27 protein-coding genes and 1 tRNA gene are annotated in these 23,785 nt (G+C 66.4%); 16 read left to right on the top strand and 12 right to left on the bottom strand.

The features are described 5' to 3' along the window. The first annotated feature begins 78 nt into the window (after positions 1 to 78). Genes glmM through thiD form a run of 3 tightly spaced genes read left to right on the top strand, consistent with a single transcriptional unit; the run spans position 79 to position 2,401 of the window. A complete protein-coding gene (glmM, locus tag ACO06X_RS13160; protein ID WP_421836705.1) occupies positions 79 to 1,416 on the top strand; it encodes a phosphoglucosamine mutase in 1,338 nt (445 codons plus the stop codon). Between the two features lie 11 nt (positions 1,417 to 1,427). Next, positions 1,428 to 1,652, top strand: coding sequence for a DUF1272 domain-containing protein (locus ACO06X_RS13155; protein WP_421836704.1), 225 nt, complete (start codon positions 1,428 to 1,430; stop codon positions 1,650 to 1,652). Further along, a complete protein-coding gene (gene thiD, locus ACO06X_RS13150; RefSeq protein WP_421836703.1) occupies positions 1,649 to 2,401 on the top strand; it encodes a bifunctional hydroxymethylpyrimidine kinase/phosphomethylpyrimidine kinase in 753 nt (250 codons plus the stop codon). The genes ACO06X_RS13155 and thiD overlap by 4 nt, the downstream gene beginning before the upstream one ends. Here thiD and ACO06X_RS13145 read toward each other — a convergent pair. From ACO06X_RS13145 to ACO06X_RS13135, 3 genes are all read right to left on the bottom strand, one after another. After that, entirely contained in the window at positions 2,380 to 2,904 is a 525-nt protein-coding gene (locus ACO06X_RS13145) for a GNAT family N-acetyltransferase (protein WP_421836702.1), read from the bottom strand. The two genes, thiD and ACO06X_RS13145, sit on opposite strands and share 22 nt — an antisense overlap. A 6-nt stretch (positions 2,905 to 2,910) precedes the next feature. Next, positions 2,911 to 3,789: an LOG family protein gene (locus tag ACO06X_RS13140; RefSeq protein WP_421836701.1), complete on the bottom strand. Its 879-nt coding sequence runs from the start codon at positions 3,787 to 3,789 to the stop codon at positions 2,911 to 2,913. Positions 3,790 to 3,952: 163 nt separating this feature from the next. Then, a tRNA-Gln gene (locus ACO06X_RS13135) sits at positions 3,953 to 4,026 on the bottom strand. 155 nt (positions 4,027 to 4,181) lie between these two features. Here ACO06X_RS13135 and ACO06X_RS13130 point away from each other — a divergent pair. The 5 genes from ACO06X_RS13130 to ACO06X_RS13110 all read left to right on the top strand — a co-directional run bounded on the left by ACO06X_RS13130 (position 4,182) and on the right by ACO06X_RS13110 (position 8,381). Beyond that, positions 4,182 to 5,498, top strand: a complete 1,317-nt coding sequence (locus ACO06X_RS13130) for a Ppx/GppA phosphatase family protein (protein WP_421836700.1) — start codon at positions 4,182 to 4,184, stop codon at positions 5,496 to 5,498. Beyond that, positions 5,495 to 6,166 (top strand): RlmE family RNA methyltransferase, encoded by a 672-nt coding sequence (locus tag ACO06X_RS13125; RefSeq protein ID WP_421836699.1) that lies wholly within the window; start codon positions 5,495 to 5,497, stop codon positions 6,164 to 6,166. Before ACO06X_RS13130 ends, ACO06X_RS13125 begins: the two co-directional genes overlap by 4 nt. Positions 6,167 to 6,247: 81 nt before the next feature. After that, positions 6,248 to 6,484, top strand: coding sequence for a DUF2312 domain-containing protein (locus tag ACO06X_RS13120; RefSeq protein ID WP_298166052.1), 237 nt, complete (start codon positions 6,248 to 6,250; stop codon positions 6,482 to 6,484). Positions 6,485 to 6,548: 64 nt separating this feature from the next. Further along, a complete protein-coding gene (locus ACO06X_RS13115; RefSeq protein WP_421836698.1) occupies positions 6,549 to 7,880 on the top strand; it encodes an amidohydrolase family protein in 1,332 nt (443 codons plus the stop codon). A gap of 18 nt (positions 7,881 to 7,898) precedes the next feature. Continuing rightward, positions 7,899 to 8,381: an arsinothricin resistance N-acetyltransferase ArsN1 family B gene (locus ACO06X_RS13110; RefSeq protein WP_421836697.1), complete on the top strand. Its 483-nt coding sequence runs from the start codon at positions 7,899 to 7,901 to the stop codon at positions 8,379 to 8,381. Here ACO06X_RS13110 and ACO06X_RS13105 read toward each other — a convergent pair. Further along, entirely contained in the window at positions 8,378 to 9,064 is a 687-nt protein-coding gene (locus ACO06X_RS13105) for a type II CAAX prenyl endopeptidase Rce1 family protein (RefSeq protein WP_421836696.1), read from the bottom strand. The two genes, ACO06X_RS13110 and ACO06X_RS13105, sit on opposite strands and share 4 nt — an antisense overlap. 119 nt (positions 9,065 to 9,183) lie before the next feature. Between ACO06X_RS13105 and ACO06X_RS13100 the strand changes: the two genes are divergently transcribed. From ACO06X_RS13100 to ACO06X_RS13070, 7 genes are all read left to right on the top strand, one after another. After that, the gene (locus ACO06X_RS13100) at positions 9,184 to 9,948 is read left to right on the top strand and encodes a YebC/PmpR family DNA-binding transcriptional regulator (protein ID WP_421836695.1); all 765 of its coding nucleotides are present in this window, start codon (positions 9,184 to 9,186) and stop codon (positions 9,946 to 9,948) included. A gap of 20 nt (positions 9,949 to 9,968) precedes the next feature. Continuing rightward, the gene (locus tag ACO06X_RS13095; protein ID WP_421836694.1) at positions 9,969 to 10,499 is read left to right on the top strand and encodes a hypothetical protein; all 531 of its coding nucleotides are present in this window, start codon (positions 9,969 to 9,971) and stop codon (positions 10,497 to 10,499) included. Positions 10,500 to 10,502: 3 nt separating this feature from the next. After that, complete coding sequence (locus tag ACO06X_RS13090) at positions 10,503 to 10,853, top strand: DUF3147 family protein (RefSeq protein ID WP_421836693.1); 351 nt, start codon at positions 10,503 to 10,505, stop codon at positions 10,851 to 10,853. Between the two features lies 1 nt (position 10,854). Continuing rightward, on the top strand, positions 10,855 to 11,331 hold the full coding sequence (gene ruvC / locus ACO06X_RS13085) for a crossover junction endodeoxyribonuclease RuvC (RefSeq protein ID WP_421836692.1): 477 nt from the start codon (positions 10,855 to 10,857) through the stop codon (positions 11,329 to 11,331). Between the two features lie 56 nt (positions 11,332 to 11,387). Then, the gene (ruvA, locus tag ACO06X_RS13080; protein WP_421836691.1) at positions 11,388 to 12,008 is read left to right on the top strand and encodes a Holliday junction branch migration protein RuvA; all 621 of its coding nucleotides are present in this window, start codon (positions 11,388 to 11,390) and stop codon (positions 12,006 to 12,008) included. After that, complete coding sequence (gene ruvB / locus ACO06X_RS13075; RefSeq protein ID WP_421836690.1) at positions 12,008 to 13,039, top strand: Holliday junction branch migration DNA helicase RuvB; 1,032 nt, start codon at positions 12,008 to 12,010, stop codon at positions 13,037 to 13,039. The genes ruvA and ruvB overlap by 1 nt, the downstream gene beginning before the upstream one ends. A 225-nt stretch (positions 13,040 to 13,264) precedes the next feature. Continuing rightward, complete coding sequence (locus ACO06X_RS13070; protein WP_421836689.1) at positions 13,265 to 14,239, top strand: PEP-CTERM sorting domain-containing protein; 975 nt, start codon at positions 13,265 to 13,267, stop codon at positions 14,237 to 14,239. A gap of 106 nt (positions 14,240 to 14,345) precedes the next feature. Here ACO06X_RS13070 and acnA read toward each other — a convergent pair whose 3' ends face one another. After that, positions 14,346 to 17,015: an aconitate hydratase AcnA gene (acnA, locus tag ACO06X_RS13065; protein ID WP_421836688.1), complete on the bottom strand. Its 2,670-nt coding sequence runs from the start codon at positions 17,013 to 17,015 to the stop codon at positions 14,346 to 14,348. Positions 17,016 to 17,195: 180 nt separating this feature from the next. After that, the gene (locus ACO06X_RS13060) at positions 17,196 to 18,101 is read right to left on the bottom strand and encodes a DMT family transporter (RefSeq protein WP_421836687.1); all 906 of its coding nucleotides are present in this window, start codon (positions 18,099 to 18,101) and stop codon (positions 17,196 to 17,198) included. Positions 18,102 to 18,271: 170 nt separating this feature from the next. Between ACO06X_RS13060 and ACO06X_RS13055 the strand changes: the two genes are divergently transcribed. Next, positions 18,272 to 19,699 carry a L,D-transpeptidase family protein gene (locus tag ACO06X_RS13055; protein WP_421836686.1) on the top strand — a complete coding sequence of 476 codons (1,428 nt, stop codon included), beginning with the start codon at positions 18,272 to 18,274 and terminating at the stop codon, positions 19,697 to 19,699. Between the two features lie 124 nt (positions 19,700 to 19,823). Here the strand turns inward: ACO06X_RS13055 and ACO06X_RS13050 are convergent, their stop codons facing one another. The 6 genes from ACO06X_RS13050 to ACO06X_RS13025 all read right to left on the bottom strand — a co-directional run bounded on the left by ACO06X_RS13050 (position 19,824) and on the right by ACO06X_RS13025 (position 23,740). Continuing rightward, positions 19,824 to 20,348, bottom strand: coding sequence for a murein L,D-transpeptidase catalytic domain-containing protein (locus ACO06X_RS13050; protein ID WP_421836685.1), 525 nt, complete (start codon positions 20,346 to 20,348; stop codon positions 19,824 to 19,826). Positions 20,349 to 20,467: 119 nt separating this feature from the next. Continuing rightward, positions 20,468 to 20,962, bottom strand: a complete 495-nt coding sequence (locus ACO06X_RS13045) for a GNAT family N-acetyltransferase (RefSeq protein WP_421836684.1) — start codon at positions 20,960 to 20,962, stop codon at positions 20,468 to 20,470. Between the two features lie 10 nt (positions 20,963 to 20,972). Continuing rightward, positions 20,973 to 21,497, bottom strand: coding sequence for a retropepsin-like aspartic protease family protein (locus ACO06X_RS13040; RefSeq protein WP_421836683.1), 525 nt, complete (start codon positions 21,495 to 21,497; stop codon positions 20,973 to 20,975). A 52-nt stretch (positions 21,498 to 21,549) separates the two neighbouring features. Continuing rightward, a complete protein-coding gene (ispG, locus tag ACO06X_RS13035) occupies positions 21,550 to 22,686 on the bottom strand; it encodes a flavodoxin-dependent (E)-4-hydroxy-3-methylbut-2-enyl-diphosphate synthase (protein ID WP_421836682.1) in 1,137 nt (378 codons plus the stop codon). Positions 22,687 to 22,694: 8 nt separating this feature from the next. Further along, the gene (locus ACO06X_RS13030) at positions 22,695 to 23,282 is read right to left on the bottom strand and encodes a GNAT family N-acetyltransferase (protein ID WP_421836681.1); all 588 of its coding nucleotides are present in this window, start codon (positions 23,280 to 23,282) and stop codon (positions 22,695 to 22,697) included. Between the two features lie 32 nt (positions 23,283 to 23,314). Then, the gene (locus ACO06X_RS13025; RefSeq protein ID WP_421836680.1) at positions 23,315 to 23,740 is read right to left on the bottom strand and encodes a hypothetical protein; all 426 of its coding nucleotides are present in this window, start codon (positions 23,738 to 23,740) and stop codon (positions 23,315 to 23,317) included. Positions 23,741 to 23,785 lie beyond the last annotated feature (45 nt).

Below are 23,785 nucleotides of genomic sequence, written 5' to 3'. Positions count from 1 at the left end.
GTCGGTGACATTAAGCGTGTAGGGGCATATGGCAATCCGCGCCGCGCAAGCGCTTCTGACAAGGAATAGTTTCAGGCAATGGCACGAAAATTTTTCGGCACCGACGGCATCCGGGGTCGGACCAACGCCGGGGTCATGACGGCTGCAACCGCGATGAAAGTGGGCCAGGCCGCTGGTACCTACTTCCTGCGTGGCGATCACCGCCACCGCGTGGTGATCGGCAAGGATACCCGCCTTTCGGGCTACATGCTGGAAAACGCGATGACCGCGGGCTTCACCAGCGTCGGCATGGATGTCGTGCTGCTGGGGCCGATGCCCACGCCCGCCGTCGCGCTGCTCACGCGCGAAATGCGCGCCGATGTCGGGGTGATGATCTCGGCCAGCCACAATCCGTTCGAGGACAACGGCATCAAGCTGTTCGGCCCCGATGGCTACAAGCTTTCTGACGAAGACGAGCTCGCGATCGAGGCGATGATCGAACAGGACCTGCCGCTCGCCGATGCGAACGACGTGGGCCGCGCCCGCCGCATCGAGGATGCGCGCGGCCGCTATATTCACGCGGTCAAGGCTTCGCTCCCGCATAACGTCCGCCTCGATGGCCTGCGCATCGTCGTCGATTGCGCGAATGGCGCGGCCTATCATGTGGCGCCTTCGGCGCTGTGGGAACTCGGCGCCGAAGTCATCGCCATCGGCGTGGAGCCCAACGGCAAGAACATCAACGCGGGCGTCGGCTCGACCCATCTCGATGCGCTGAAAGCGCGCGTGCGCGAAGTGCGCGCCGATATCGGCATTGCGCTCGATGGCGATGCGGACCGGCTGATCGTGGTCGACGAGAAGGGCCAGACGGTCGACGGCGACCAGATCATGGCGCTGATCGGCGGGCGGTTGCACGAGGCTGGCGCGCTGCGCGGCGGCGGCGTGGTAGCCACCGTCATGTCGAACCTCGGCCTCGAACGCTACCTCAATGGCCTCGGCCTTGAATTGGTGCGCGCCTCCGTGGGCGACCGTTACGTGCTCGAGAAGATGCGCGAAGGCGGCTACAACGTTGGCGGCGAGCAATCCGGCCACATGATCCTGACCGACCATGGCACGACCGGCGACGGCACCGTCGCCGCGCTGCAGGTCCTCGCCGCGCTGGTCGCCTCGGGCAAGCCGGCAAGCGAGACGCTGCACTTGTTCGATCCCGTGCCGCAGCTCCTCAAGAACGTGCGCTTTGCCGGCGGCAAGCCGCTCGAGGCCGCCAGCGTCAAGGCGGTGATTGCCGAGGCCGAAGCCCAGCTCGCCGGCAAGGGCCGCCTCGTCATCCGCCCCTCGGGCACCGAACCCGTGATCCGCGTCATGGCGGAAGGCGATGATGCGCGCGAAGTGGCGCAAGTCGTCGATGCGATCTGCGATGCGGTGCGCAAGGCCGCCTGAGGAGAGTCCCTATGCTGGAAATGCGCCCCGATTGCGAACGCTGCGGCACCGATCTCCCCGCCGATGCGCCGGGCGCGTTCATCTGCTCGTTCGAGTGCACATTCTGCGCCGAATGCGCCGAAGCGCTTGATGACCGCTGCCCCAATTGCGGCGGCGAACTGATGGACCGCCCCAGCCGCGCCAAAGCGCTTCATGCCAAGTACCCGCCGTCTGCCGAGCGGAGGTTCAAGGGATGAAGCCACCCCGCGTGCTTTCCATTGCTGGTTCGGATTCGGGCGGGGGAGCGGGCATTCAGGCCGATATCAAGACGATCACCATGCTCGGCGGCTACGCGATGACCGCCGTGACCACGCTGACCGCGCAGGACACGACCGGGGTCCACATGGTCGAGGCCGCGAGCCCCGCGATGGTCGCCGCGCAGATCGATGCCTGCACCGGCGATCTCGGCGTCGACGCGGTCAAGATCGGTATGCTCGGCTCGCCCGAGATCGCCGCCGTGGTGGCCGAGAGGCTGGAGCGGCTCGCCGTGCCCATCGTGTTCGATCCGGTCATGATCGCCACCAGCGGCGCGGCGCTCGCCGATGCCGCCACGATCGCTGCATTCGAACGGCTCATGGCGCTCGCTACGCTGACCACACCCAACGTGCCGGAACTCGCCGCGCTGGGCGGCGCGGCAGCACTGCGCGCGCGGGGCATCGCGTGGCTCGGCAAGGGCGGCGATGCGGAAGGGCCAGATGTGACAGACCGGCTTGCCGTGCCGGGTGAGGACGATGTCGTGTGGACCGCACCGCGCATCCACACGCGCCACACCCATGGCACCGGCTGCACGCTATCGAGCGCCATTGCCACGCATCTCGCGCGCGGACTCTCGCTGGCCGAAGCGGTCGCTGAGGCCCGCCAGTTCGTCCGCGCTGCGCTGCTCGCTGCGCCCGGCTTCGGTGCAGGCAGCGGCCCGCTCGGACACTACGCCGTCCTGCAAGCCTGAGGCCAGTCCGCCGCGTCCAGCACCAGATAGACGCTGTCGCACCATTCCTCGCCCACCAGCCAGGTCCGCGCCTGCCGGTCCGTCTCGCGAAAGCCCAGCCGCGCCAGCAGCCGCAGCGAGGCACCATTGCGCGGATCGACGTCGGCCTGAATGCGCGGCAGGCCATGCACCGCAAAGGCCCGCGCGATCACGGCCGTCAGCGCCTCACGCATCAGTCCGCGGCCCCAATGGTCCGGATCGAGAATGTAGCCGATATCGGGAAAGCGATAGAGCCCGGCCTTGCCGATCATGCGGCCTTGATGCTCGATCGCGAAGTCCTCGCCCTCACCCGGCGGGATTGTCATCATGCCATCGAGGAATTCGGCGGTCTGGGCGAGGGTATCGTGCGGCGGCGTCGACCAATAGGCCATGGCGCGCGGCTGGCGCATGATCGCGTGCAACGCATCAAGATCACCGGAGCAAGCGGGCCGCAGGACCAGCCGCTCGGTGCGCAGTTCGGCCATGGGTCTTCAGTCCAGATCGAGACCGTAAAACGCGGTGATGTGGCCCCAGGCTTCCTCTGCCGTCTCCACGATGTGAAACAAGTCGATGTCCGCAGCGCTGATCACGCCCTCCTCGGCCAGCGCCGCAAAGTTCACCACCCGGTTCCAGAAATCCCCGCCGAACAGCAGGATCGGGATCGGCTGCATCTTGCCGGTCTGGACCAATGTCAGCAGTTCGAACAGTTCATCGAACGTGCCGAAGCCGCCCGGAAACGCCGCCACCGCCCGCGCGCGCAGCAGGAAATGCATCTTGCGCAGCGCGAAGTAGTGGAACTGGAACGAGAGGTGCGGCGTCACATAAGCGTTGGGCGTGTGTTCGTGCCGCAGCGTGATGTTGAGCCCGATCGATTCCGCGCCGACATCCGCTGCGCCGCGATTGGCCGCCTCCATGATCGAAGGCCCGCCGCCCGAGCAGATCACGAAATGGCGCTTGCCGTCCTCTACCACCGCACTGCGGCTGGCAATCTGCGCCAGCTTGCGAGCCTCCTCATAGTAGCGCGCCTTGGCGATCAGCCGCTCGGCGACCTTCTGCTGCTCCGGCGTCGCCGCCGCCGCGCGCACCGCGTCCGCTTCCTCGGGCGAAGGAATCCGCGCCGAGCCGTACATCACGAGGGTGGAGCCGATCCCCGCCTCGTCGAGCAGCATTTCGGGCTTCAGCAGCTCAAGCTGGAACCGTACCGGGCGCAATTCCTCGCGCAGCAGGAAATCGGTGTCGCGGAAGGCGAGCCGATAGGCCGGATCCCGCTGCTGCGGGGTGACATTATCGTGCGATTCGACAAAGCCGACTTCCTGCTCGGCCTTGTAGAATTTGCGGTGCGTGAGTTCGTGGGCTTCTTCATCGGTCATGACCGAGAGGTGTCGCAAGCGCGGCGCCAAATCGCAATGGGCGATGGTTCCGGTCTAGCAGATTGCTGATGTGAAATCGGTCTGTCCCGACAACCATAACCGGCAAGTCCGGCTTTTGCGCCGTGCGCACAACCGGTAGCCGGGCGTCGAATGTGGCGGAAAATGGATGCCCCGCGAGGATTCGAACCTCGATAAACGGAATCAGAATCCGTTGTCTTACCATTAGACGACGGGGCAATGAGGGCGGGCCTTTAGGCGGGGCGTGCGTTCAAGTCAAGGTGACGCGCGCCCTTCCCGCACCGTACTTGCCCGAAAGCCGCAGGAACGCTAGAGTGCGTGTCAAGTACCTGCCGGGCATTCCCTTGGCGGGAGAACATAAGCGATTGGTAGACATGGCGGAATTCGATCCGCCGGCGCAACGGCGCAAGACGCGGCCAGGCAAGCGGCGGGGGCGCAAATCAGCGTCCCGCGGCAAGCCAAGGGGAGCCCGTCCTGCGGCAGCAGCGTCGGCCAGCAACCCTGCCGGTCCAGTCTCTGGGCCCGAAGCGCGGCCCGCAGCCAACCTCGCCATGAGTGCGCCGGCCCCAACGGTCTCAACCCCGCCCCCAGCTTTGCCCTCGGCCCCGCCGCCACCCGTAGAGGCGCCGCGCGCGCCCTGGCAGAAGACACCGCCGTTCCATCGCCAGGCCTATGCCGCGATCGATCTCGGCACCAACAATTGCCGCCTGCTCATCGCGCGGCCTTCCGGCGATCACTTCATGGTGATCGATGCGTTCAGCCGGGTGGTGCGACTGGGCGAAGGGCTCGCGCAATCAGGCCGGCTTTCGGATGCGGCCATGGACCGTGCGCTTGGCGCGCTCCACATCTGTGCCGACAAGCTGCGCAAACGCGGCGTGCACCTCGCGCGCTCGGTCGCCACCGAAGCCTGCCGCCGCGCCACCAACGGCGAGGAATTCATCGAACGCGTCCACCGCGAAACCGGCATCTGCCTCAACATCATCACCGCCGAGGAGGAAGCGCGGCTCGCCGTGCTCGGCTGCCATATCCTGCTGGAACCTGGCTGCGGCCCGGCGATGATCTTCGATATCGGCGGCGGGTCGACCGAGATGGTCCTGGTCGATACCAGCGATACGGTGCCGCGCATCCTCGATTGGCAATCGGTGCCGTGGGGCGTCGTCTCGCTTACCGAAAGCATCGGCCCGATCGAACTGACCGCCGAAGCCCGCGCCGCCGCCTATCACGAGATGCGCACCCGCATCACCGATGGCTTCGCCCGGTTCTCCGAACGGGTTGCCCCGGCGCGCGAATCGGCGGCGGCGGATGGCGGCCTGCGCCTGCTCGGTACGAGCGGCACCGTCACCACGCTCGCCAGCCTGCACCTGGGCCTGCCGCAATATGATCGCAGCGCGGTGGACGGCTTGATCGTGCCCACCACCTCGATGCGCGAGATCAGCCAGCGCCTTGCGCATATCTCCCCCGCCGAGCGCATCGCCGTGCCCTGCATCGGGCGCGAGCGAGCGGACCTCGTCGTAGCGGGCTGCGCGATCCTCGAATCGATCTTCGACATCTGGCCTGCCGAACGGCTCGGCATCGCCGACCGCGGCATTCGCGAAGGCATTCTGCGCAGCCTGATGGCGGCGGGCGGGCTCGGCGACCGGCGCGCGGAAACAGCGCAAGGCAAAAGCGTTAACGGAGGCACTGCCGCATGAGCCGAAGCGGCCGCGACCCCGGCACGCGGGTCAAGAGCGCCAAGGGCCGCACGGCCTCTTCCAACCGCTGGCTATCCCGCCAGCTCAACGATCCCTACGTCAAGCAGGCCAAGGCGGAAGGTTGGCGCAGCCGCGCCGCGTTCAAGCTGATCGAGCTCGATACGCGCTTCGGCCTGCTCAAGGACGCGCGCCGCGTGATCGATCTCGGCATCGCGCCGGGGGGCTGGGCGCAAGTCGTGCGCAAGCAGGTACCGCAAGCCGAAGTGGTCGGCATCGATCTCCTGGCGGTAGAGCCGATCGAGGGCGTGACCATCTTCCAGATGGACTTCATGACTGACGAGGCCCCTGCGGCGCTCACCGGCGCACTGGGCGGCGCGCCCGATCTCGTCATTTCCGACATGGCCGCCAACACGGTGGGCCACAAGGCGACCGACCATCTGCGCACCATGGGCCTCGTCGAAACCGCCGTCGATTTCGCGGTCAAGACGCTCGCCCCCGGCGGCGCCTTCGTCGCCAAAGTCTTTGCAGGCGGGACCGACGGCGAACTGCTCACGATCCTCAAGCGCAACTTCAAGACGGTAAAGCACGCCAAGCCGCCCGCCAGCCGCAAGGATTCGTCCGAGTGGTACGTGATCGCCCAAGGCTTCAAGGGGCGCGAGGATGCCTGAACTTTCCACAGGCTGGGTTTTGCGCGAATCGGCCTCCCGGTCCTAACGGAGCCGATCTTATCTGACCGGAGACCCTACCCCATGGCCGATTCCGCCGACGACCGCCTGCGCCTCCTGATCGAGCGTATCGAACGCCTCGAGGAAGAAAAGAAGGGCATCGGCGACGATATCAAGGACGTCTACTCCGAGGCGAAATCGACCGGCTACGATCCCAAGATCATGCGCCAGATCGTGCGTCTGCGTAAGCTGAAGCCCGATGATCGCCGCGAAATGGAAGCGATTCTCGATACCTACAAGAACGCGCTGGGTATCGAATAGGATCACTGGACGCGGGGTGACAACGCGCTAGGCTGCGGTGCAACGTTCAGTCGGAGTTTGCCTGATGCGCCTTTCCCGCCCCGCCCTTCTTGCCGGTTTTGCCGCACTGGCCGTCATTGCGGCGCCCGCTGCGGCAGCCGAAGCGCCCGCAAAGCCGCAGCCCAAGGTGGTCTATCTGCACGCCGGGCGGCTGCTCGATCAGCCCGGCAAGCCCCCGCGCGGGGCTTCCACCGTGGTGATCACCGATGGCGTGGTCACCAACGTCAGCGATGGCACGCTGCCAGCGCCCACCGGTGCCACGACCGTCGAACTCGGCGATGCCTTCGTGCTGCCGGGGCTCACCGACATGCACGTCCACTTGTTCAGCGACGGCGATCCGATGCGCGAGCGGCTGGAGCAGTCCACGCGCGACCGCGAGGATTCGGCCTATCTCGCCGCGCAGCATGCCCTGCAGACGCTGGAAGCCGGCTTCACCACGGTGCGTGATCTGGGCGGTCCGCCGCGCGGTATCCGCGCGCTGCGCGATGCGATCAATGCCGGCGAAGTGGCTGGCCCCACCATCGTCAACGCTGGCACGATGATTTCGGTTTCGGGCGGACATGGCGACGGCGGCGGGCTCAACGAGGAGAGCTACGGCGCCTTCACGCCGCATGACTACAACAACCTCTGCAACGGCGCGGACGATTGCCGCCGCGCGGTGCGCGAGCAGATCCGGCTCGGCGCGCAAGTCATCAAGTTCGCCGCGACCGGCGGCGTGCTCTCGAATGTGGCGGGCGGTCTTGGCCAGCAGATGACCGACGAGGAAATGAAGGCCGTCATCGACACGGCGCACGGCTTTGGCCGGAAGGTGGCGGCGCACAGCCATGCCGCAGCCGGGACGATGGCCGCAGTCAACGCCGGCGTCGATACGATCGATCATGGCACCTTCCTTGATGAGCCGACGATCAAGGCCATGCTCGCACACGGCACCTGGCTCGTGCCGACCATGCTCGCCCCGGTTGCGGCCCTTGCGCAGGCGCGTGCCGGTCTGCTGCCACCCGCAACGATCCCCAAGGCCGAAAATGCCGCCGCCGCGGAACGCAAATCGCATGAACTGGCGATCCGGATGGGCGTGAAGATCGCGTTCGGGACGGACACTGGCGTCTCGCGCCATGGGGACAACGCGCAGGAATTCGCTCTGATGGTCAAGGCGGGCATGACGCCGATGGCCGCCATCGCGGCTGCCACGGTGAACGCTGCCGAAGCGCTGGGCCGCAGCGATAGTGTGGGCCGGATCGCGCCGGGCATGCCGGCCGATATTATCGCGGTCCACGGCGATCCGCTCAGCGACGTTACCCGCCTCGGACACGTCGATTTCGTGATGAAACGCGGCGCGGTGGTGAAGCAGGTACCCTGACCGATGGCGGAAGGGCTGATGATCCGCGCGGCAGGCCCGGAAGACGCCGAGGCCTGCGCCGCGATCTACCGTCCCTACGTCACCGACAGCTGGGTGAGCTTCGAGCTGGACCCACCCGACGCGGAGGAAATGGCCCGCCGCATCGCGGACTACGGCGCCAGCCACGCCTGGCTTGTCGCGACACGCGGCAGCGAGGTCGCCGGCTATGCCTATGCCAGCCCGCACCGGACCCGCGCGGCCTATGCCTCATCCTGCGACGTGGCGATCTACGTCAGCCCGGCCTTCCCGCGCACCGGCATCGGCCGCGCGCTTTATGGTGAGTTGCTCGCGCGGCTCAAGGCCAAGGGCTTCCACGCGGCCTTTGCCGGAATCGCACAACCCAACCCCGCCAGCGTTGCGCTGCACGAAGCCTGCGGGTTTACCCCCGTGGGCGTGTACCGCGAAGTCGGCTGGAAAATGGGCGCTTGGCGCGATGTCGGCCGGTGGCAGCGAGTGCTCTAACCCCCAAAAAGCGCGAGGCTGACCGATATGCCGTTGGCCGCCGCGTGGATCAGCATCGCGCCGAAAATGCCGATCCGCATGCGCGTGTAGCTCAGCGTCATCCCCGCCCAGAGCTGGGGCAGCACCATCGGCAGCAGCGTCCACGAAAAACGCGGATAGTTGCTGAGGTGCGAGAGAGCGAAAACCACGATCGACAGCCACACCAGCACCGGAAAGGCCCGCTCGAACCCCGGCACCACGCCGCGCCGGCGCAGCCACCACCAGCCCGCCGGCATGGCCAGCCCAATGCCGAGCACGGCAAAGCTCGCCGGCACTTCGTAGATGTGGAAATTCACCATCGCGAGAAAGCCAGCAGCCGCGAAACCGCAGCCGACCAGCCAAACTGCGCGCACCCGCCCGGTCAGCCAGCCACGAAAGGCTAGCTCCTCGGCGACCGGCGCCAGCAGCACCACGAAGGGCACCAGCATCGCCTTGGACACCTGATCGAACGCCTCGGGCGAAGGCAGGCCCATCGCGGACTGCCACAGGCCCAGCAGCGGCAGCAGCACCAGCAGCAGCACAGCCAGATGCAGCGCCAGCATAGCCAGCAAAGCCTGCCCTGCATGGCGCGCACGAAGCCCGGAGGGCGTCAGCATGTGCGGACGGGCGAGCCATGCGGCGAAATCGTGATACAGCGCGGTCATCGCAGCAAGCATGCCGCAACGCGGGTTAAGACCGGGTATGCAGGGCCAATTGCCCAGCGCCGCTGTCTCGGCTAGGGGAGCGGCCAAAGCAATTTGCAGAAAGCCCTGAGCAGAAGACCATGGCAGGCCATTCCAAATTCAAGAACATCATGCACCGCAAGGGCGCGCAGGACAAAAAGCGCTCGGCGCAGTTCTCCAAGCTCTCCCGCGAAATCACCGTCGCGGCCAAGATGGGCATGCCCGATCCGGACATGAACCCGCGCCTGCGCGCCGCCGTCAACGCGGCCAAGGCGCAGTCGATGCCCAAGGACAACATCGCCCGCGCGATCGACAAAGCCACCAAGGGCGAAGGCGATAACTATGAAGAAGTGCGCTACGAAGGCTATGGCCCGGGCGGCGTGGCGATCATCGTCGAGGCGCTGACCGACAACCGCAACCGCACCGCCACCAACGTGCGCACCGCTTTCGCCAAGAACGGCGGCAACCTCGGCGCTTCGGGCGCGGTGAGCCACGGGTTCGAGCGGCTCGGCCTGATCGAATATCCCGGCAAGGCAGGCGATGAGGAGAAAGTCCTCGAAGCCGCGATCGAAGCGGGTGCGGACGACGTCGAATCCGATATGGGCGACGGCGACGAGAACCCCGGCAGCCACCAGATCTGGGTGTCGATCGACCAGCTCCACCCCGTCGCGCGCGAACTGGAAAAGGTGCTGGGCGAGGCTGAAGGCGTGAAGCTGGCGTGGAAGCCCAGCCTGAAAACCACCGTCGATGCCGAAACCGCCGCGACCCTGCTCAAGCTGATCGACGTGCTGGATGACGATGATGACGTCCAGACCGTCTGGGGCAACTACGAGATCCCGGATGACGTGATGGAAAAGCTGGGCTGATGCGGGCACTCGCGGCAGCCATGAGTGTTGCCGCACTGCTCTGCACGGCGGGTTCGGCGGCCAAGCCGGCCCACAGCAGTCGCGCACCCATGCCCAGCCTCTGCTCGGGCGGTGAACGCGTAGTCTATTCCTGCCGCTTCGGCGAGAAGCTCGGCAGCGTCTGCCTCGGCCAGAGCAGCCTGCACTATCGCTTCGGCCCCGCCGGCCATGCCGAGATCGACGTCGCCAGCGCGCCGGATTGGAGCAACATCCACACTGGCGGCAACCGCAGCCGGGCCGGACTCAACCAGGACCATATCCGCTTCACTAACGGGCTGACACATTACATCGTGCATCAGGACGAGACAGGCTCGCTAAACGAGAACCCGGGCCGCACCTCCTCCGGCATCGAAGTCCTGCGCGGCGAGGCGGGCGATCAATCGCTCGCCAGCCTTGATTGCAAGGCGCGGGCCCGGTTCGACTGGCAGTCCTTCGACGCGATCGCTGCTGCCGCGCCGAAGGGCTGGGACAATACGGAAACGCCCGGCTTCCCATCCAATGCGGTCTACTGAGCCATGATGCCGCTTGTCATCAAGGCACTCCTTTCCGGCCTGCTCATCGCGCTCATTTCGGAAATCGGGCGCAAGCTGCCCACGGTGGGCGCACTCGTCGCCTCGCTGCCGCTCGTCTCGGTGCTCGGCATGATCCTGCTCTGGCGCGCGCGGCCCGATGCGGAGAACATGGCGATCCACGCCGAGGCGACCTTCTGGTACGTGCTGCCCAGCCTGCCGATGTTCCTCGTGATCCCTGCGCTGCTGCGCCAAGGCGTGTCGTTCTGGATCGCGCTCGCGGCGGGCTGTGTGCTGACCGTGGCGCTCTACCTCGGCATGATGCACATCGGCCCGCGTTTTGGGCTGAAACTCTGACATGATCATCCTCGGCATCGATCCCGGCCTCACCTGCACCGGCTGGGGCGTGGTCGCCAAGGCTGGCAGCCGCCTGAGCCACGTCGCCAACGGCCAGATCCGCACCAACGCCAAGACCTCGATGGCCGAGCGGCTGGTGGAACTCGACGACGGCCTCGCCGCCGTGATCGCCGCGCACCGCCCGGATACCGGCGCGGTGGAGGAAGTCTTCGTCAACAAGAACCCGCAGTCCACGCTCAAGCTGGGGCAGGCGCGCGGTGTTGCCATGCTGGCGGTGGCGCGGGCGGGCCTGTCCGTCGCCGAATACCCCACCAAGGTCATCAAGAAGGCACTGGTCGGCACGGGCGGCGCGGAAAAGGCGCAAGTGCAGGCCATGCTCAAGGTGCTGCTCCCCGGCGTCACGCTCGCGGGCGAAGACGCGGCGGATGCGCTGGCGGTGGCGATCACCCATGCCAACATGATCGGCAGCCACCGGTAACCGGGCTTGCCTTGGCGGGCTTGCCCCATACTGGGTTCGCTGCCATAGAACAAACCATGATCGCAAAGCTTACCGGCCTGCTCGATGATTTCGGCCCCGACTGGGCGATCATCGACGTGAACGGCGTCGGCTACCTCGTCCATTGCTCGGCCAAGACGCTGGAGCGGCTCTGCATTCGCGGCGACAAGGTCGTGATCCACACCGAGCTTCAGGTTTCCGAGAACGACCAGCGCCTGATCGGCTTCACCAGCGCGGGCGAGCGCGGCTGGTTCCGCCTGCTCACCGCCGTGCAGGGCGTGGGCAGCAAGGTGGCGCTGGCGATCCTCTCGGCGCTCTCTGTAGAAGACTTGCAGCGCGCCTGCGCCAGCGGCGATGCCGCGATGGTCGCCCGCGCGCAGGGCGTAGGGCCGAAGCTTGCCGGCCGCATCGTCAACGAACTCAAGGACAAGGCTGGCGGCATCGGCCCGATTTCCGCAGGTGCCGGCACCCCGCCGATCGAAGGCCTCGCCGCAGCGCCCGCCGGTTCCGCCAGCGCCGATGCGATATCCGCCCTCCAGAACCTCGGCTTCAAGCCCGCCACCGCGAGCATGGCCGTCGCCGCAGCCGTCAAGGAACTGGGCGATGACGCGCAGCTCAACGATCTCGTGCGCGTGGCGCTGAAACGGGCGACGGGGTGATGACCGACAACCCCATCCTCACCCCCCGCCGCCAGGCCGATGATGCGGACGCTGCGCTGCGGCCCAAGACGCTCGCCGAATTCGTAGGGCAGGAGGGTGCGCGCGAGAACCTTCAGGTGTTCATCGAAAGCGCGCGCCAGCGCGGTGAGGCAATGGATCATGTGCTGTTCTATGGTCCGCCGGGCCTAGGCAAGACAACGCTGGCCGCGATCATCGCGCGCGAGATGGGGGTGAACTTTCGCGCGACTTCCGGCCCGGTTATCGCCAAGGCGGGCGATCTGGCGGCGCTGCTCACCAATCTGGAAGCAGGCGACGTCCTGTTCATCGACGAGATCCACCGCCTCAACCCCGTGGTCGAGGAAGTGCTCTATCCGGCGATGGAGGACCGCGCGCTCGATCTCATCATCGGCGAAGGGCCTTCCGCGCGCTCGGTGCGGATCGATCTGCCCGCCTTCACGCTGATCGGCGCGACCACGCGCGCGGGCCTCCTCGCCACCCCCTTGCGAGACCGGTTCGGCATTCCCGTGCGCCTCCAGTTCTACACCGTGGCCGAGCTTGAACGCGTCGTCACGCGCGGCGCGGGCCTCCTCGGCATCGGCATCGATCAGGGCGGCGCTGGGGAAATCGCCCGCCGATCACGCGGCACCCCGCGCGTGGCCGGAAGGCTGCTGCGGCGGGTGCGCGATTTCGCGCAAGTCGCTGGCGCAGACGTGATTTCCCGCGAAGTGGCGGACAGCGCGCTGACCCGGCTTGAGGTCGATTCGCTCGGGCTCGACCTGCAGGACCGGCGCTACCTCAGCATGATTGCCGATATCTACAAGGGCGGCCCGGTTGGCGTGGAAACGCTGGCAGCCGGCCTTTCCGAGCCGCGCGATACGATCGAGGATGTGATCGAACCCTATCTCATCCAGCTCGGCCTCGTCGCGCGCACCGCACGCGGGCGCTGCCTCAACGATCGCGGCTGGCGACATCTGGGACTCGCGCCGCCCTCGGCAGATCTTCCCGGCCTCTTCGCTGACGACGGAGACTAATGGTAAACGCTGATAGCGTAACTGCCGGGGTCAATTCGGTTCCAGTTTGGTACAGACTTGTCCTGGCGGCCCGAAATGACCCAATTCGGGGCCCCGGAAGAGGGCGAAACCCGGTTAACAGCATTGCCGCCGCCGGTCTGATCTGCGTTGATCGATCTGTCAGGAGAGGGTTTGTCCACCATTGGGTGGATAGGGCTTGCTCCACGGGAACAGAGAGCAACGATCATGTCGGTTCGGATGGCATTGGCAAAACTGGCGGCCTGCGCAGCAGGCGGTGCAGTGCTGGGAGGCGGTGCGGTGCACGTTTCGGAGGCACCTTCGGCGGCCGAAATCCATCACGTGAAGCCGATCAAGGTCAAGCAGGTGAAGCGGCATTATGCCGTGGTCAAGCAGCGGCCGGTCCACCGCCTGCGCCGCGTGGTCAAGACTACCGTCACCAAGTCCTGTGCGATGCCGCAGCAGCAGATGGCCTATGCCCCCGTGCCCTATATGGCACCGATGCCGCCGCAGGCGGCGGGTGGCGGCGGCGGCGCGGTGCCGGTGGTGATCGGTGGCGGCGGGATCGGCGGCTTCGGCGGCGGGTTCTTCGGCGGGTTTTTCGGCGGCAGCAGCGGCGGCGGCAGCGTGGTGGTCTCCTCGACCAGCACCGGCTCCACCTCGACTTCGGGCGGCTCCACCTCCGGCGGCTCGACCTCGACCTCGGGTGGCTCGACTTCGACGTCCGGCGGTTCGACTTCGAGCGGCAACATCTCGACCTCGACGTCCAGCGGTAACGTCTCGACCAGTTCGGGCGCGGTGACGAGCAGCACCTCGACATCGTCGGGCAACGTCAGCACGTCTTCAGGCAATGTCTCGACCAGCTCGGGCAATGTCAGCACGTCTTCGGGCAACGTCTCCACCAGCTCGTCAACTTCGACCAGCTCGGGCAACGTGACGAGCAGCTCCTCGACTTCGTCGTCAACGTCGTCCTCGACGTCCTCCTCCACCTCGTCGTCTTCGTCGACGTCGGGCTCGTCTTCAACCTCGAGCAGCACCAGCAGCTCGTCTTCTTCGAACGGCGGAAGCACCTCGACGACCTCGTCGAACGGCGGCACGCCGGTTCCCGAACCTTCGATGGTCCTGCTGTTCGGCGCTGCCGCTGCAGGGCTCGTCGGGCGGCGCCGCCACGGCCTCAAGGCGAAGGACCGGGCGGCAGCCTGAACAACCAACTTCCGCGGACCGTCACGTACGAAGCAGACGCGGACAAAAGGAACGGGCGGCTCCGGGGGGAGCCGCCCTTTCTGATTCCGGCAACTGCTGGCGGCGCTCAGGCCGCCAGGTTGCGCAGCACGTACTGCAGGATGCCGCCGTTGAGGTAGTACTCCAGCTCGTTGGCGGTATCGATGCGGCACAGCGCCTTGAACGTGAAGGCCGAGCCATCGGCGCGGGTCACCTCGACCTCAACGTCCTGACGCGGCTTGAGGCCGGCCACGCCGCGGATGGTGAAGGTGTCATCACCCGTCAGCCCCAGCGTCTCGCGCGATTCGCCATCGAGGAACTGCAGCGGCAGCACGCCCATGCCGACAAGGTTCGAGCGGTGGATGCGCTCGAAGCTTTCGACGATCACCGCCCGCACGCCGAGCAGATTGGTGCCCTTGGCCGCCCAGTCACGGCTGGAGCCGGTGCCGTATTCCTTGCCCGCGATGACGACCAGCGGCGTGCCATCGGCCTTGTGCTGCATGGCCACATCGTAGATCGCGCCGACCTCGCTGCCGTAGCGGCTCATGCCGCCTTCGATGCCGGGCACCATCTCGTTCTTGATGCGGATGTTGGCGAAGGTGCCGCGCATCATCACTTCGTGATGGCCGCGGCGCGCGCCGTAGGAGTTGAAGTCCGCCTTGGCGACCTGGTGCTCCATCAGCCACTTGCCAGCCGGGCTGTCGGCCTTGATCGAGCCGGCCGGCGAGATGTGGTCAGTGGTGATCGAATCGCCGAGGATCGCCAGCGGCTTGGCCTCGATGATGTCACTCACCGGCGCCGGGGTCATGCTCATGCCCTCGAAGTAGGGCGGGTTAGCGACGTAGGTGCTGCCTGCGCGCCAGCTGTAGGTTTCCGAGCCCGTGACGTTGATCGCCTGCCAGTGCACATCGCCCTTGTAGACGTCGGCATAGCGCGCCTGGAACATCGCGCGGTCCATGCACCCGGCCATCGTCGCATAGACTTCGGCGTTCGAGGGCCAGATGTCCTTGAGGTAGACGTCCACGCCGTCCTTGCTCTGGCCGATCGGGGTCGCGATGAAGTCCTCGATCACCGTGCCCTTGAGCGCGTAGGCGACGACCAGCGGCGGACTGGCGAGGAAGTTCGCGCGCACGTCGGGCGAGACGCGGCCCTCGAAGTTGCGATTGCCCGAGATGACGGCGGCGGCAACGAGGCCGTTGTCGTTGATCGCCTTGCTGATCGGTTCGGCCAGCGGGCCAGAGTTGCCGATGCAGGTGGTGCAGCCATAGCCAACGAGGTTGAAACCGACCGCGTCGAGGTGCTCCTGCAGCCCGGCGCGGACGAGGTAGTCCGTCACGACCTGCGAGCCCGGAGCCAGCGAGGTCTTGACCCAGGGCTTGGGCTTCAGGCCCAGCTCGTTGGCCTTCTTGGCGACGAGGCCCGCAGCAACCAGCACGCCCGGGTTCGAGGTGTTGGTGCAGCTGGTGATCGCCGCGATCGTCACGTCGCCATCGCCGATATCGAAGTCCTTGCCTTCAACCGGCACGCGCTGCTGCGCCTTCTTGTAGACATTGGCCATGTCGGCGTTGAACACATCGTCCACGTCGGGCAGCGAGACGCGGTCCTGCGGGCGCTTCGGGCCGGCGAGGCTGGGCACGACGGTCGCAAGGTCAAGCTCAAGCGTCGAGGTGAAGACGGGCTCGACCGAAGGATCGATCCAGAAGCCCTGCGCCTTGGCATAGGCCTCGGTCAGCGCGATCTGATCTTCCTCGCGGCCCGTCAGACGCATGTAGTCCAGCGTCTTCTCGTCGATGCCGAAGAAGCCGCACGTCGCGCCGTATTCCGGCGCCATGTTGGCCAGCGTGGCGCGGTCCGCCAGCGTGAGCGAGGCAAGACCGGGGCCGTAATATTCGACAAAACGGCCCACCACGCCGTGCTTGCGCAGCATGTTGGTGCAGGTCAGCACGAGGTCGGTCGCGGTCACGCCTTCCTTGAGCTCGCCGGTGAACTTGAAGCCGACGACTTCGGGGATCAGCATCGAAACCGGCTGGCCGAGCATCGCTGCTTCGGCCTCGATCCCGCCGACGCCCCAGCCCAGCACGCCAAGGCCGTTGATCATCGTGGTGTGGCTATCGGTGCCAACGCAGGTATCGGGATAGGCGACAGTCGCGCCATCCGGCCCTTCGCTCGTCCACACCGCCTGCGCGATGTGCTCGAGATTGACCTGATGGCAGATGCCCGTGCCCGGGGGCACCGCCTTGAAGTTGGCCAGCGACTTCGAGCCCCACTTCAGGAAGTCATAGCGCTCGCCGTTGCGATAGTACTCGATCTCGACGTTCTGCTCGAAGGCCTTGGGGTGGCCAAACTCGTCGACCATGACCGAGTGGTCGATCACGAGGTGGACCGGCACCTGCGGGTTGATCTTGCTGGTATCGCCGCCCAGCTTGGCGATGGCATCGCGCATCGCGGCAAGATCGACGACGCAGGGCACGCCGGTGAAATCCTGCAGCAGCACGCGCGCCGGGCGGTACTGGATTTCGCGGCTGCTGGAGGGATCCTTCTGCCAGTCGACCAGCGCCTTGATGTCATCGGTCGAAACGGTGAAGCCGCCATCCTCGAAGCGCAGCAGGTTTTCGAGCAGGACCTTCATCGAGAAGGGCAGGCGCGAGACATCGCCATAAGCCGCCGCGGCCTTGCCGAGCGCGTAGTAGGCGTAGTCCTTCCCACCGACGTTAAGCGTGCTGCGCGCGCCGAGCGTGTCCTGTCCGACCTGGGTCATGGCGATGCGTAATCCCTTAAAGTTGATACCGTTTGCCGCGCCGGAGCCGCCCCCGAGGGCACGCTGCCCGATGCGCCGAGACAGCCCGCGCGTCAAGGCTTGGAGGCTGCGTGAAATGCATAGTTTGCATGCTGATCATGCGCGCGAACGCGGCCCTGCGTTGCCGGCCGTCTTGCCCGGTCAAGCGCGCTCGGCGGCGGCTTCCAGTGCGGGCTTGCGCCGCAGCGCGATAAGGCAGCCCGCCACGATCAGCACCACGCCGGCAAGGGTGCGCACAGTCACCGGTTCGGAAAACACGATCCAGCCCGTCAGCGCCGCCCAGATGAACGCGGTGTATTCCAGCGGCACCAGCACCTGCGCTTCGGCGCGGGCATAGGCCCAGCCCAGCAGCATCAGCGATCCCGTCGAGAGTACGGCAGAGGCTGAAAGCACCAGCCACATCTGCGCCGGCGGCATCGGCGCAAACCACCATGCGCCAAGGCCCAGCAGGCAGAAGATGAAGAACGTCTGGAAGAACGAAATCTCCTCCGGCCCCGCAAGCTGGGACTGCCGCCGTTGCAGCACGAGGTTCACCGCATAGAGCACCGCCGAAAGCAGGATCGCGATCAGCCCGTGCACGCTCTCGGTGTTGTATTGCCCGCCAAACTTGCCCGCCGCGATCAGGCCCACGCCGCTCAGCGCCAGCACCGATCCCGCCACCGCGCGCCGCGAAAGCTCCTCGCCCAGCGTTGCAGCCGCCAGATAGAGCGCGAGCAGCGGGGCGACGAAGGACAGCGCCATGGCCTCGGCCACCGGGGTCCGCGCAAGACCATAGAAGAACAGCACCGCCATCACCCCCGAAACGCCCGAGCGCATCAGATGGAGCCGCATGGCCTCGCGCCCCGGCAGCCGGCGGCGGCCGTCCTTGTTGCCGCGCGCCAGCCAGACCGGCAGCATGATCAGCGAACCAACCAGATTGCGCCAGAACAGCGCGGCATAGGCCCCCACCGCCAGTGCGGCGATCTTCATGAACCCGTCCATCACGCCGAAGCAGGCAAGGCCGGTCAGGGCGGAAAGGATCGGGAGCAAGGGGGCGGAGCGCTTCATCGCCCGCCCATAGCGACCCCGCTGGCGGAGTGCAAAGGCGAGGCCCATCGCCCGACCCCGCCCCATGCTGCAATTCAGCAAACAGTCAGCCGCCTTGCTTGATTGGAACACCAGCTTGGGGCAGGAATTAGTGTGTAGCCGGGCGCCCAAACAGGGAAAGACATCAACGAATGCATATAATCCATCGGTCCAGTCTCAGCGGCATGCTCTGCACGGCAGCGATCGGCTGGGCCGTGCTTGGCACCCCCGCCGCCGCCCGGCAGGGCCCGGTCGATCTGACCGCAGCGGCCCAGCCCGCCAAGCCCGCGCCGAGCGTCAATGCGCCCAAGCCCGCGCCGAGTCCCACAGCACCGGCACCATCAGCCCAGGGGGCCCCGGCTCCTGCCGACGCTGCCACGGCAGCCCCCGTGCCGGTGTTCCAGCCGGTGCCGCCGCCGCTCGCGCACTGGACACTCGCCGATGCGCAGGCGCTGCTCGCCGCGATCAAGGGAATCCGCACCGAGGGCCTGACCCCTGCCGACTACGAGCCGGCGAATCTGGCCGCCGCCATCGCCAAGGGTGAAGGCGACGATCTCGATGCACTCGCCAGCCGCCTCTTCGTCTGGCTCGCCGAAGACCTGCGCGATGGCCGCACGCCGATGCCCGCGCGCGTGCAGTGGTTCGCGATCGATCCCGATCAGGACCTGCACCCCAATTCGCAGCTCCTTGCGCAGGCGACCGAGACGCACGACATTCCGGGCGTACTCGCCTCGCTCAATCCCACGCACCCCGATTATGCCCTGCTGCGCGACATGCTGGCCAAGGCCAAGGAGCCGCGCCAGATCGGCATGATCAAGGCCAACATGGACCGCTGGCGCTGGCTGGCGCGCGACATGGGGCTGCAATACCTCATCATCAACGTGCCGGAGCAGGAGCTCCGGCTCACGGTGAACAACAAGATCATCCGCACCTACCGCGCCATCGTCGGCAAGCCGGGCAAGACCGCCACGCCGCAGCTCGCCGAGCAGGTCAAGAACGTGGTGTTCAACCCGACCTGGACCGTGCCGCAGTCGATCGTGGTGGGCGAAGGCCTCGGCCAGAAGCTGATCGCCAGCCCCGCACTTGCCAAGCGGCAGGGCTATGTCGCGACCAAGAACGCGGACGGCACGATCACCGTGGTGCAGCAGCCGGGTGACAACAATTCGCTCGGCCGCGTGAAGCTCGACATGCCCAACGAGCACGCGATCTACATCCACGATACGCCCAACCGGAACCTCTTCGCGCTCCCCACGCGCGCGCTCAGCCACGGTTGCATCCGCGCCGAACGCGCCACCGAACTGGCCATGACGATGGCAATCCTCGGTGCGGACCTGCCGCCAGAAACCGCGGTGCAGTACAACCTCTCGGGCAAGTACACCAAGGTGCCGATGACCAAGCCCTGGGCGGTCTACATCACCTACTTCACCGTCGCGCGCGACGTGACCGGCCTGATGCGCAGCTTCCCGGACATCTACAACCGCGACGCCCCCGTCATCGCCAGCTTCACCAAGCCGCGCGAACTCCACACCGACCAGCGCAAGAGCAACGAGGCGATCATCAAGCTGGATAATCCGCTGTAGTTCGCTTCGATTCTCCCCAAACTTCGTCATCCCCGCGCAGGCGGGGATCCAGAGCGGGCAAGCGCTGCCCTGCGCCGCCCTGGATTCCCGCCTTCGCGGGAATGACGAAGCTATGGGCAAGGACTCAATAAATCCCCAGCCGGTCCGCATACAAAAGCCGCCCGCCGGAAAGGTGCCACAGCGCCTCGTTAAAGTCCGCCTCGCTCATCGCGAAGCAGCCGTCGCTGCGGCCCAGCTTGCCCCATTTCTCCAGCATGTCGGGATTGGCATACCACGCCGGATGCATCACGATCGCACGCTCCAGCGTATTGCTGTTTTCGGGATCGATCCCGCCGAGCCGGATCGAAGTGCCGTATTTGCCCTTGTACCACTCATAGGTGATGAACGCCCCGCGCGAGGTGGCGAGGCTGCCCACGTCGTTGGAGAAGGTCTTGAGGAACCCGTCGTGCTCCGGGTCCGAGCCCTTGCCATGCGCGACGAGGAACGAGCGCACTTCGCCCTTTTCCAGATCGGCGAAATGAAGCCGCGGCATGGCCGATGGCAGTGCAAAATCCGCCACGCCTACGATATCGGTGCGCCACAGCACCGATCTGGCGCGCTCCATCTGCTCCTTCGCCACAGCAAGGATGCGGCGGTTCTGTTCGGGCACGCTGTAGGGTTGGGCAAAGACGCGCAAAGGAGCGGCCGCAGCAACAGCCGTTGCTGCCGCGCCCAAGATGAGCCCGCGCCTGTTCACCAGTCCCGTCATATTGCTCTGTATACGGCGAACTACGCCGATTCTCCAGCGCCTGCGCCCAACCGTTCCAGCGCCGCGCCGTCCACCCGCATCACCGTCCACTCGTCCATCAGCCGCGCGCCGAGCTTCCTGTAGAAACCGATCGCGGGCTCGTTCCAATCGAGCACCGACCATTCGAGCCGCGCGCAATCCCGCTCCACTGCCAGCGCGGCGAGCTGCGAGAGGAGCGCTTTGCCGAGCCCGCTGCCACGCGCCTCGGGCCGCACGAACAAGTCCTCGAGATAGATCCCGGGACGCCCCTCGAAGGTCGAGAAGTTGTGAAAGAACAAGGCGAAGCCCTGCGCCGCGCCATCAACCTCGCCGATGATCACCTCGGCATAAGGGCGTGCGCCGAAGAGCTTGGCGCCCAGCACCGCCTCATCAAAGCGCACGGCGTCTGCCAGCTTCTCGTAATCGGCAAGCGCGCGGATGAGGTCGGCGATCAGCGGCAGATCGGCGGGCGTGGCAGGGCGGATGGTAACTGTCATGCGCGTGCTCTTAGCCCGCAATCAGCAGCCGGTCACCCTTCAAGGTCACACTGCCCAGCCGCCGCAGCACCGATTGACCGAGCAGGCTGACCGGCAGATCGGGCACCACGACCGCCTCGATCCCGGTCAGGTCGTGCCCACCGATGGTCAGCCGCTCGATCTCCACCGGCGCCGCCATGCCGGTGCCGGAGGCCGTCTGCAGCATCGGGCGATATTCGGAAGGATCGGGCCGCAGCCCCAGCCGGTCGGCATCGTCCTCGGTCAGCGCCACCACGTCGGCGCCGGTATCGACAAGAAAGCGCACCGACTCGCCGCCGACATCGACATTGAGGTGAAATTGCCCCTGCCCGTCGCGCGCGATCTCGACCATTTCGGCAGGTCCGCCGCGCTTTGGCGCGGGCGCATCCTTGCTCCAGGGTGAGACATGCGCGGGCTTGGCATGCAGCTCGTCCGCCGCAGGCTCGACCTTGAGCCGCGGCGCAAGCACCGCGCTGCTCATCAGCACAAGGACGGCGAGGACGATGAAGCGGTTCATGGCGGGCCGCCTTGTGCCCGCAAAGGGGTTAGCAAATCGCGAAGGTCGCGGCCTACCCTACCGGAACTTCCGCCTTCCCCGCATCGGTCGTGGCGGCTTCCATCTCGGCGGCCTTCTTCTCCACCAGCGCGACGATATGCTCCAGCATCTCCTCGCTCTGCACGGTGTGATCGGTCACGCCCGAAAGGTAGACCATGTGCTTGCCGTTGCCGCCGCCCGTCAGGCCGACATCGGTCTCGCGCGCTTCGCCCGGTCCATTGACCACGCAGCCCAGCACCGAGAGCGAGATCGGCGTCTTGATGTGGCTGAGGCGGCTTTCCAGCGCCTCCACCGTGCGGATCACGTCAAAGCCCTGACGCGCGCAGCTGGGGCAGGAGACGACGCGCACGCCGCGCGTGCGCAGGCCGAGCGACTTCAGAATCTCGAAGCCGACGCGCACTTCCTCTTCGGGCTCGGCCGAAAGCGAGACGCGCAGCGTATCGCCGATACCCGCCCAGAGCAGGCTGCCAAGGCCGATCGAGGACTTGACCGTGCCGCCGATCAGCCCGCCCGCTTCGGTAATGCCCAGATGCAGTGGGCAATCGACCGCTTCGGCGAGGCCCATGTAAGCCGCGACCGCGAGGAACACGTCGGAGGCCTTCACCGCCACCTTGTATTCGTGGAAATCGTGGTCCTGCAGCAGCTTGATATGATCGAGCGCGGATTCCACCAGCGCCTCGGGGCACGGCTCGCCATACTTTTCGAGCAGGTCCTTTTCGAGGCTGCCCGCGTTCACCCCGATGCGGATCGCACAGCCATTGGCCTTGGCTGCACGCACCACTTCGGCCACGCGGTCACTCGATCCGATATTGCCGGGGTTGATGCGCAGGCAGGCCGCGCCCGCATCGGCGGCTTCCAGCGCGCGCTTGTAGTGGAAATGGATGTCCGCCACGATCGGAATGCGCGCCGCGCGCACGATCTTGCCGAGCGCCGCGGTGCTTTCCACGTCGGGGCACGAAACGCGGATGATGTCCGCCCCCGCATCCTCGCAGCGGCGGATCTGGTTGATCGTGGCGACGGGATCGCTGGTCAGCGTGTTGGTCATGGTCTGCACCGTGATCGGCGCATCGCCGCCAACGGGAACGGATCCGACCATGATCTGGCGGCTCTTGCGGCGCGCGATATCGCGCCAGGGGCGTACGGAGGACATGGCCTGCCTTATACCTGCTCGGTCCCGGCATGGCCATGGGTTTCGCCGCCATGGCCTTCGCGTACGAGACGGCGCGCATAAAGAAATTCGGGATCGCAGTGGCTCCCGACCCAGAACTCGATATCGGCGATCTTGGCAAAGCCGTAGCGATGGTAGAACCGCTGTGCCTCCGGATTCTCGCTGTAGACGGAGAGCTGGATCTCGTCCGCGCCGACGTCCTCTGCCTGGGCCAGCGCCCAATCCATCAGCTTTGCGCCGAATCCACCGCCGATGCGTGCGGGATCGGTGTAAAGCTGCTTCAGTTCCAGCGGCGCGCGCGCGTCGCTGTGCCCGGCGGGCATCGTGCTCTGCAGCACCAGCTTGCAGAAGGCGACGAGCGCGCCATCCTCCTCGATCACCGCGATGCGCATGCCGGGATCGGCGATTTCCTTGGCCACCTTCTCCTCACTATGCGCCTGCCCGAGGAAGGTGGCGAAGTCCTCCGGCTTGTAGAGGTGCTGGAACTTGGCGCTGACAGCGCGGCGGCCAAGATCGGCAAGCGCGGCGGTATCGGCGGGAGAGGCGTGGCGCAGAAGCGGCAGGGACGTGGCAGGCATGCCGCGCCCTTACCGCCACGCGCGGCCCTAAATCAATTGGCCAGCGCGACCTTGGCCGGCCTGCTATAGGGCACGAACTGATCGAGCGACACGAATCCGCGCCAGAACAAGCCGTTGCGATCGCGCAGCTGAACCACGTCGATATTGCAGAGCTGCGAGCTCACCAGCCGGGTGACGAGGATATCGTCCGAATTGAGCGACGATGCGCCCGACTTCGGCCGCTGGACATAGAGCGTGCTGCCGCTGCCATAGACGATCGCGGTCTTGTCGATCACGCGCGAGGACTGGACGTTGGGCAGGTTGATGCAGTTGACCGGCTTGCCGGCAACGCGGCCATCAAGCAGCTTGGCCAGCTGTTCCTCACCGGTCAGGCGGGGGCGGGCGTCGGCAGCCGCACCAGCCAGCAGCAGTGCGCCGGCGGCGGCAACGAACCCGAGCTTTGTGGCGTTCCGGATCATGACGTGCCCTTTCTCATTCCAATTGGCAGGCAGGCTACGCCGCGC

This window comes from Novosphingobium sp., assembly GCF_965229225.1.
GTDB lineage: Bacteria > Pseudomonadota > Alphaproteobacteria > Sphingomonadales > Sphingomonadaceae > Novosphingobium.
The sequence above is the reverse complement of the archived record's forward strand: the minus strand, read 5'-3'. Positions and strand labels throughout refer to the sequence as shown.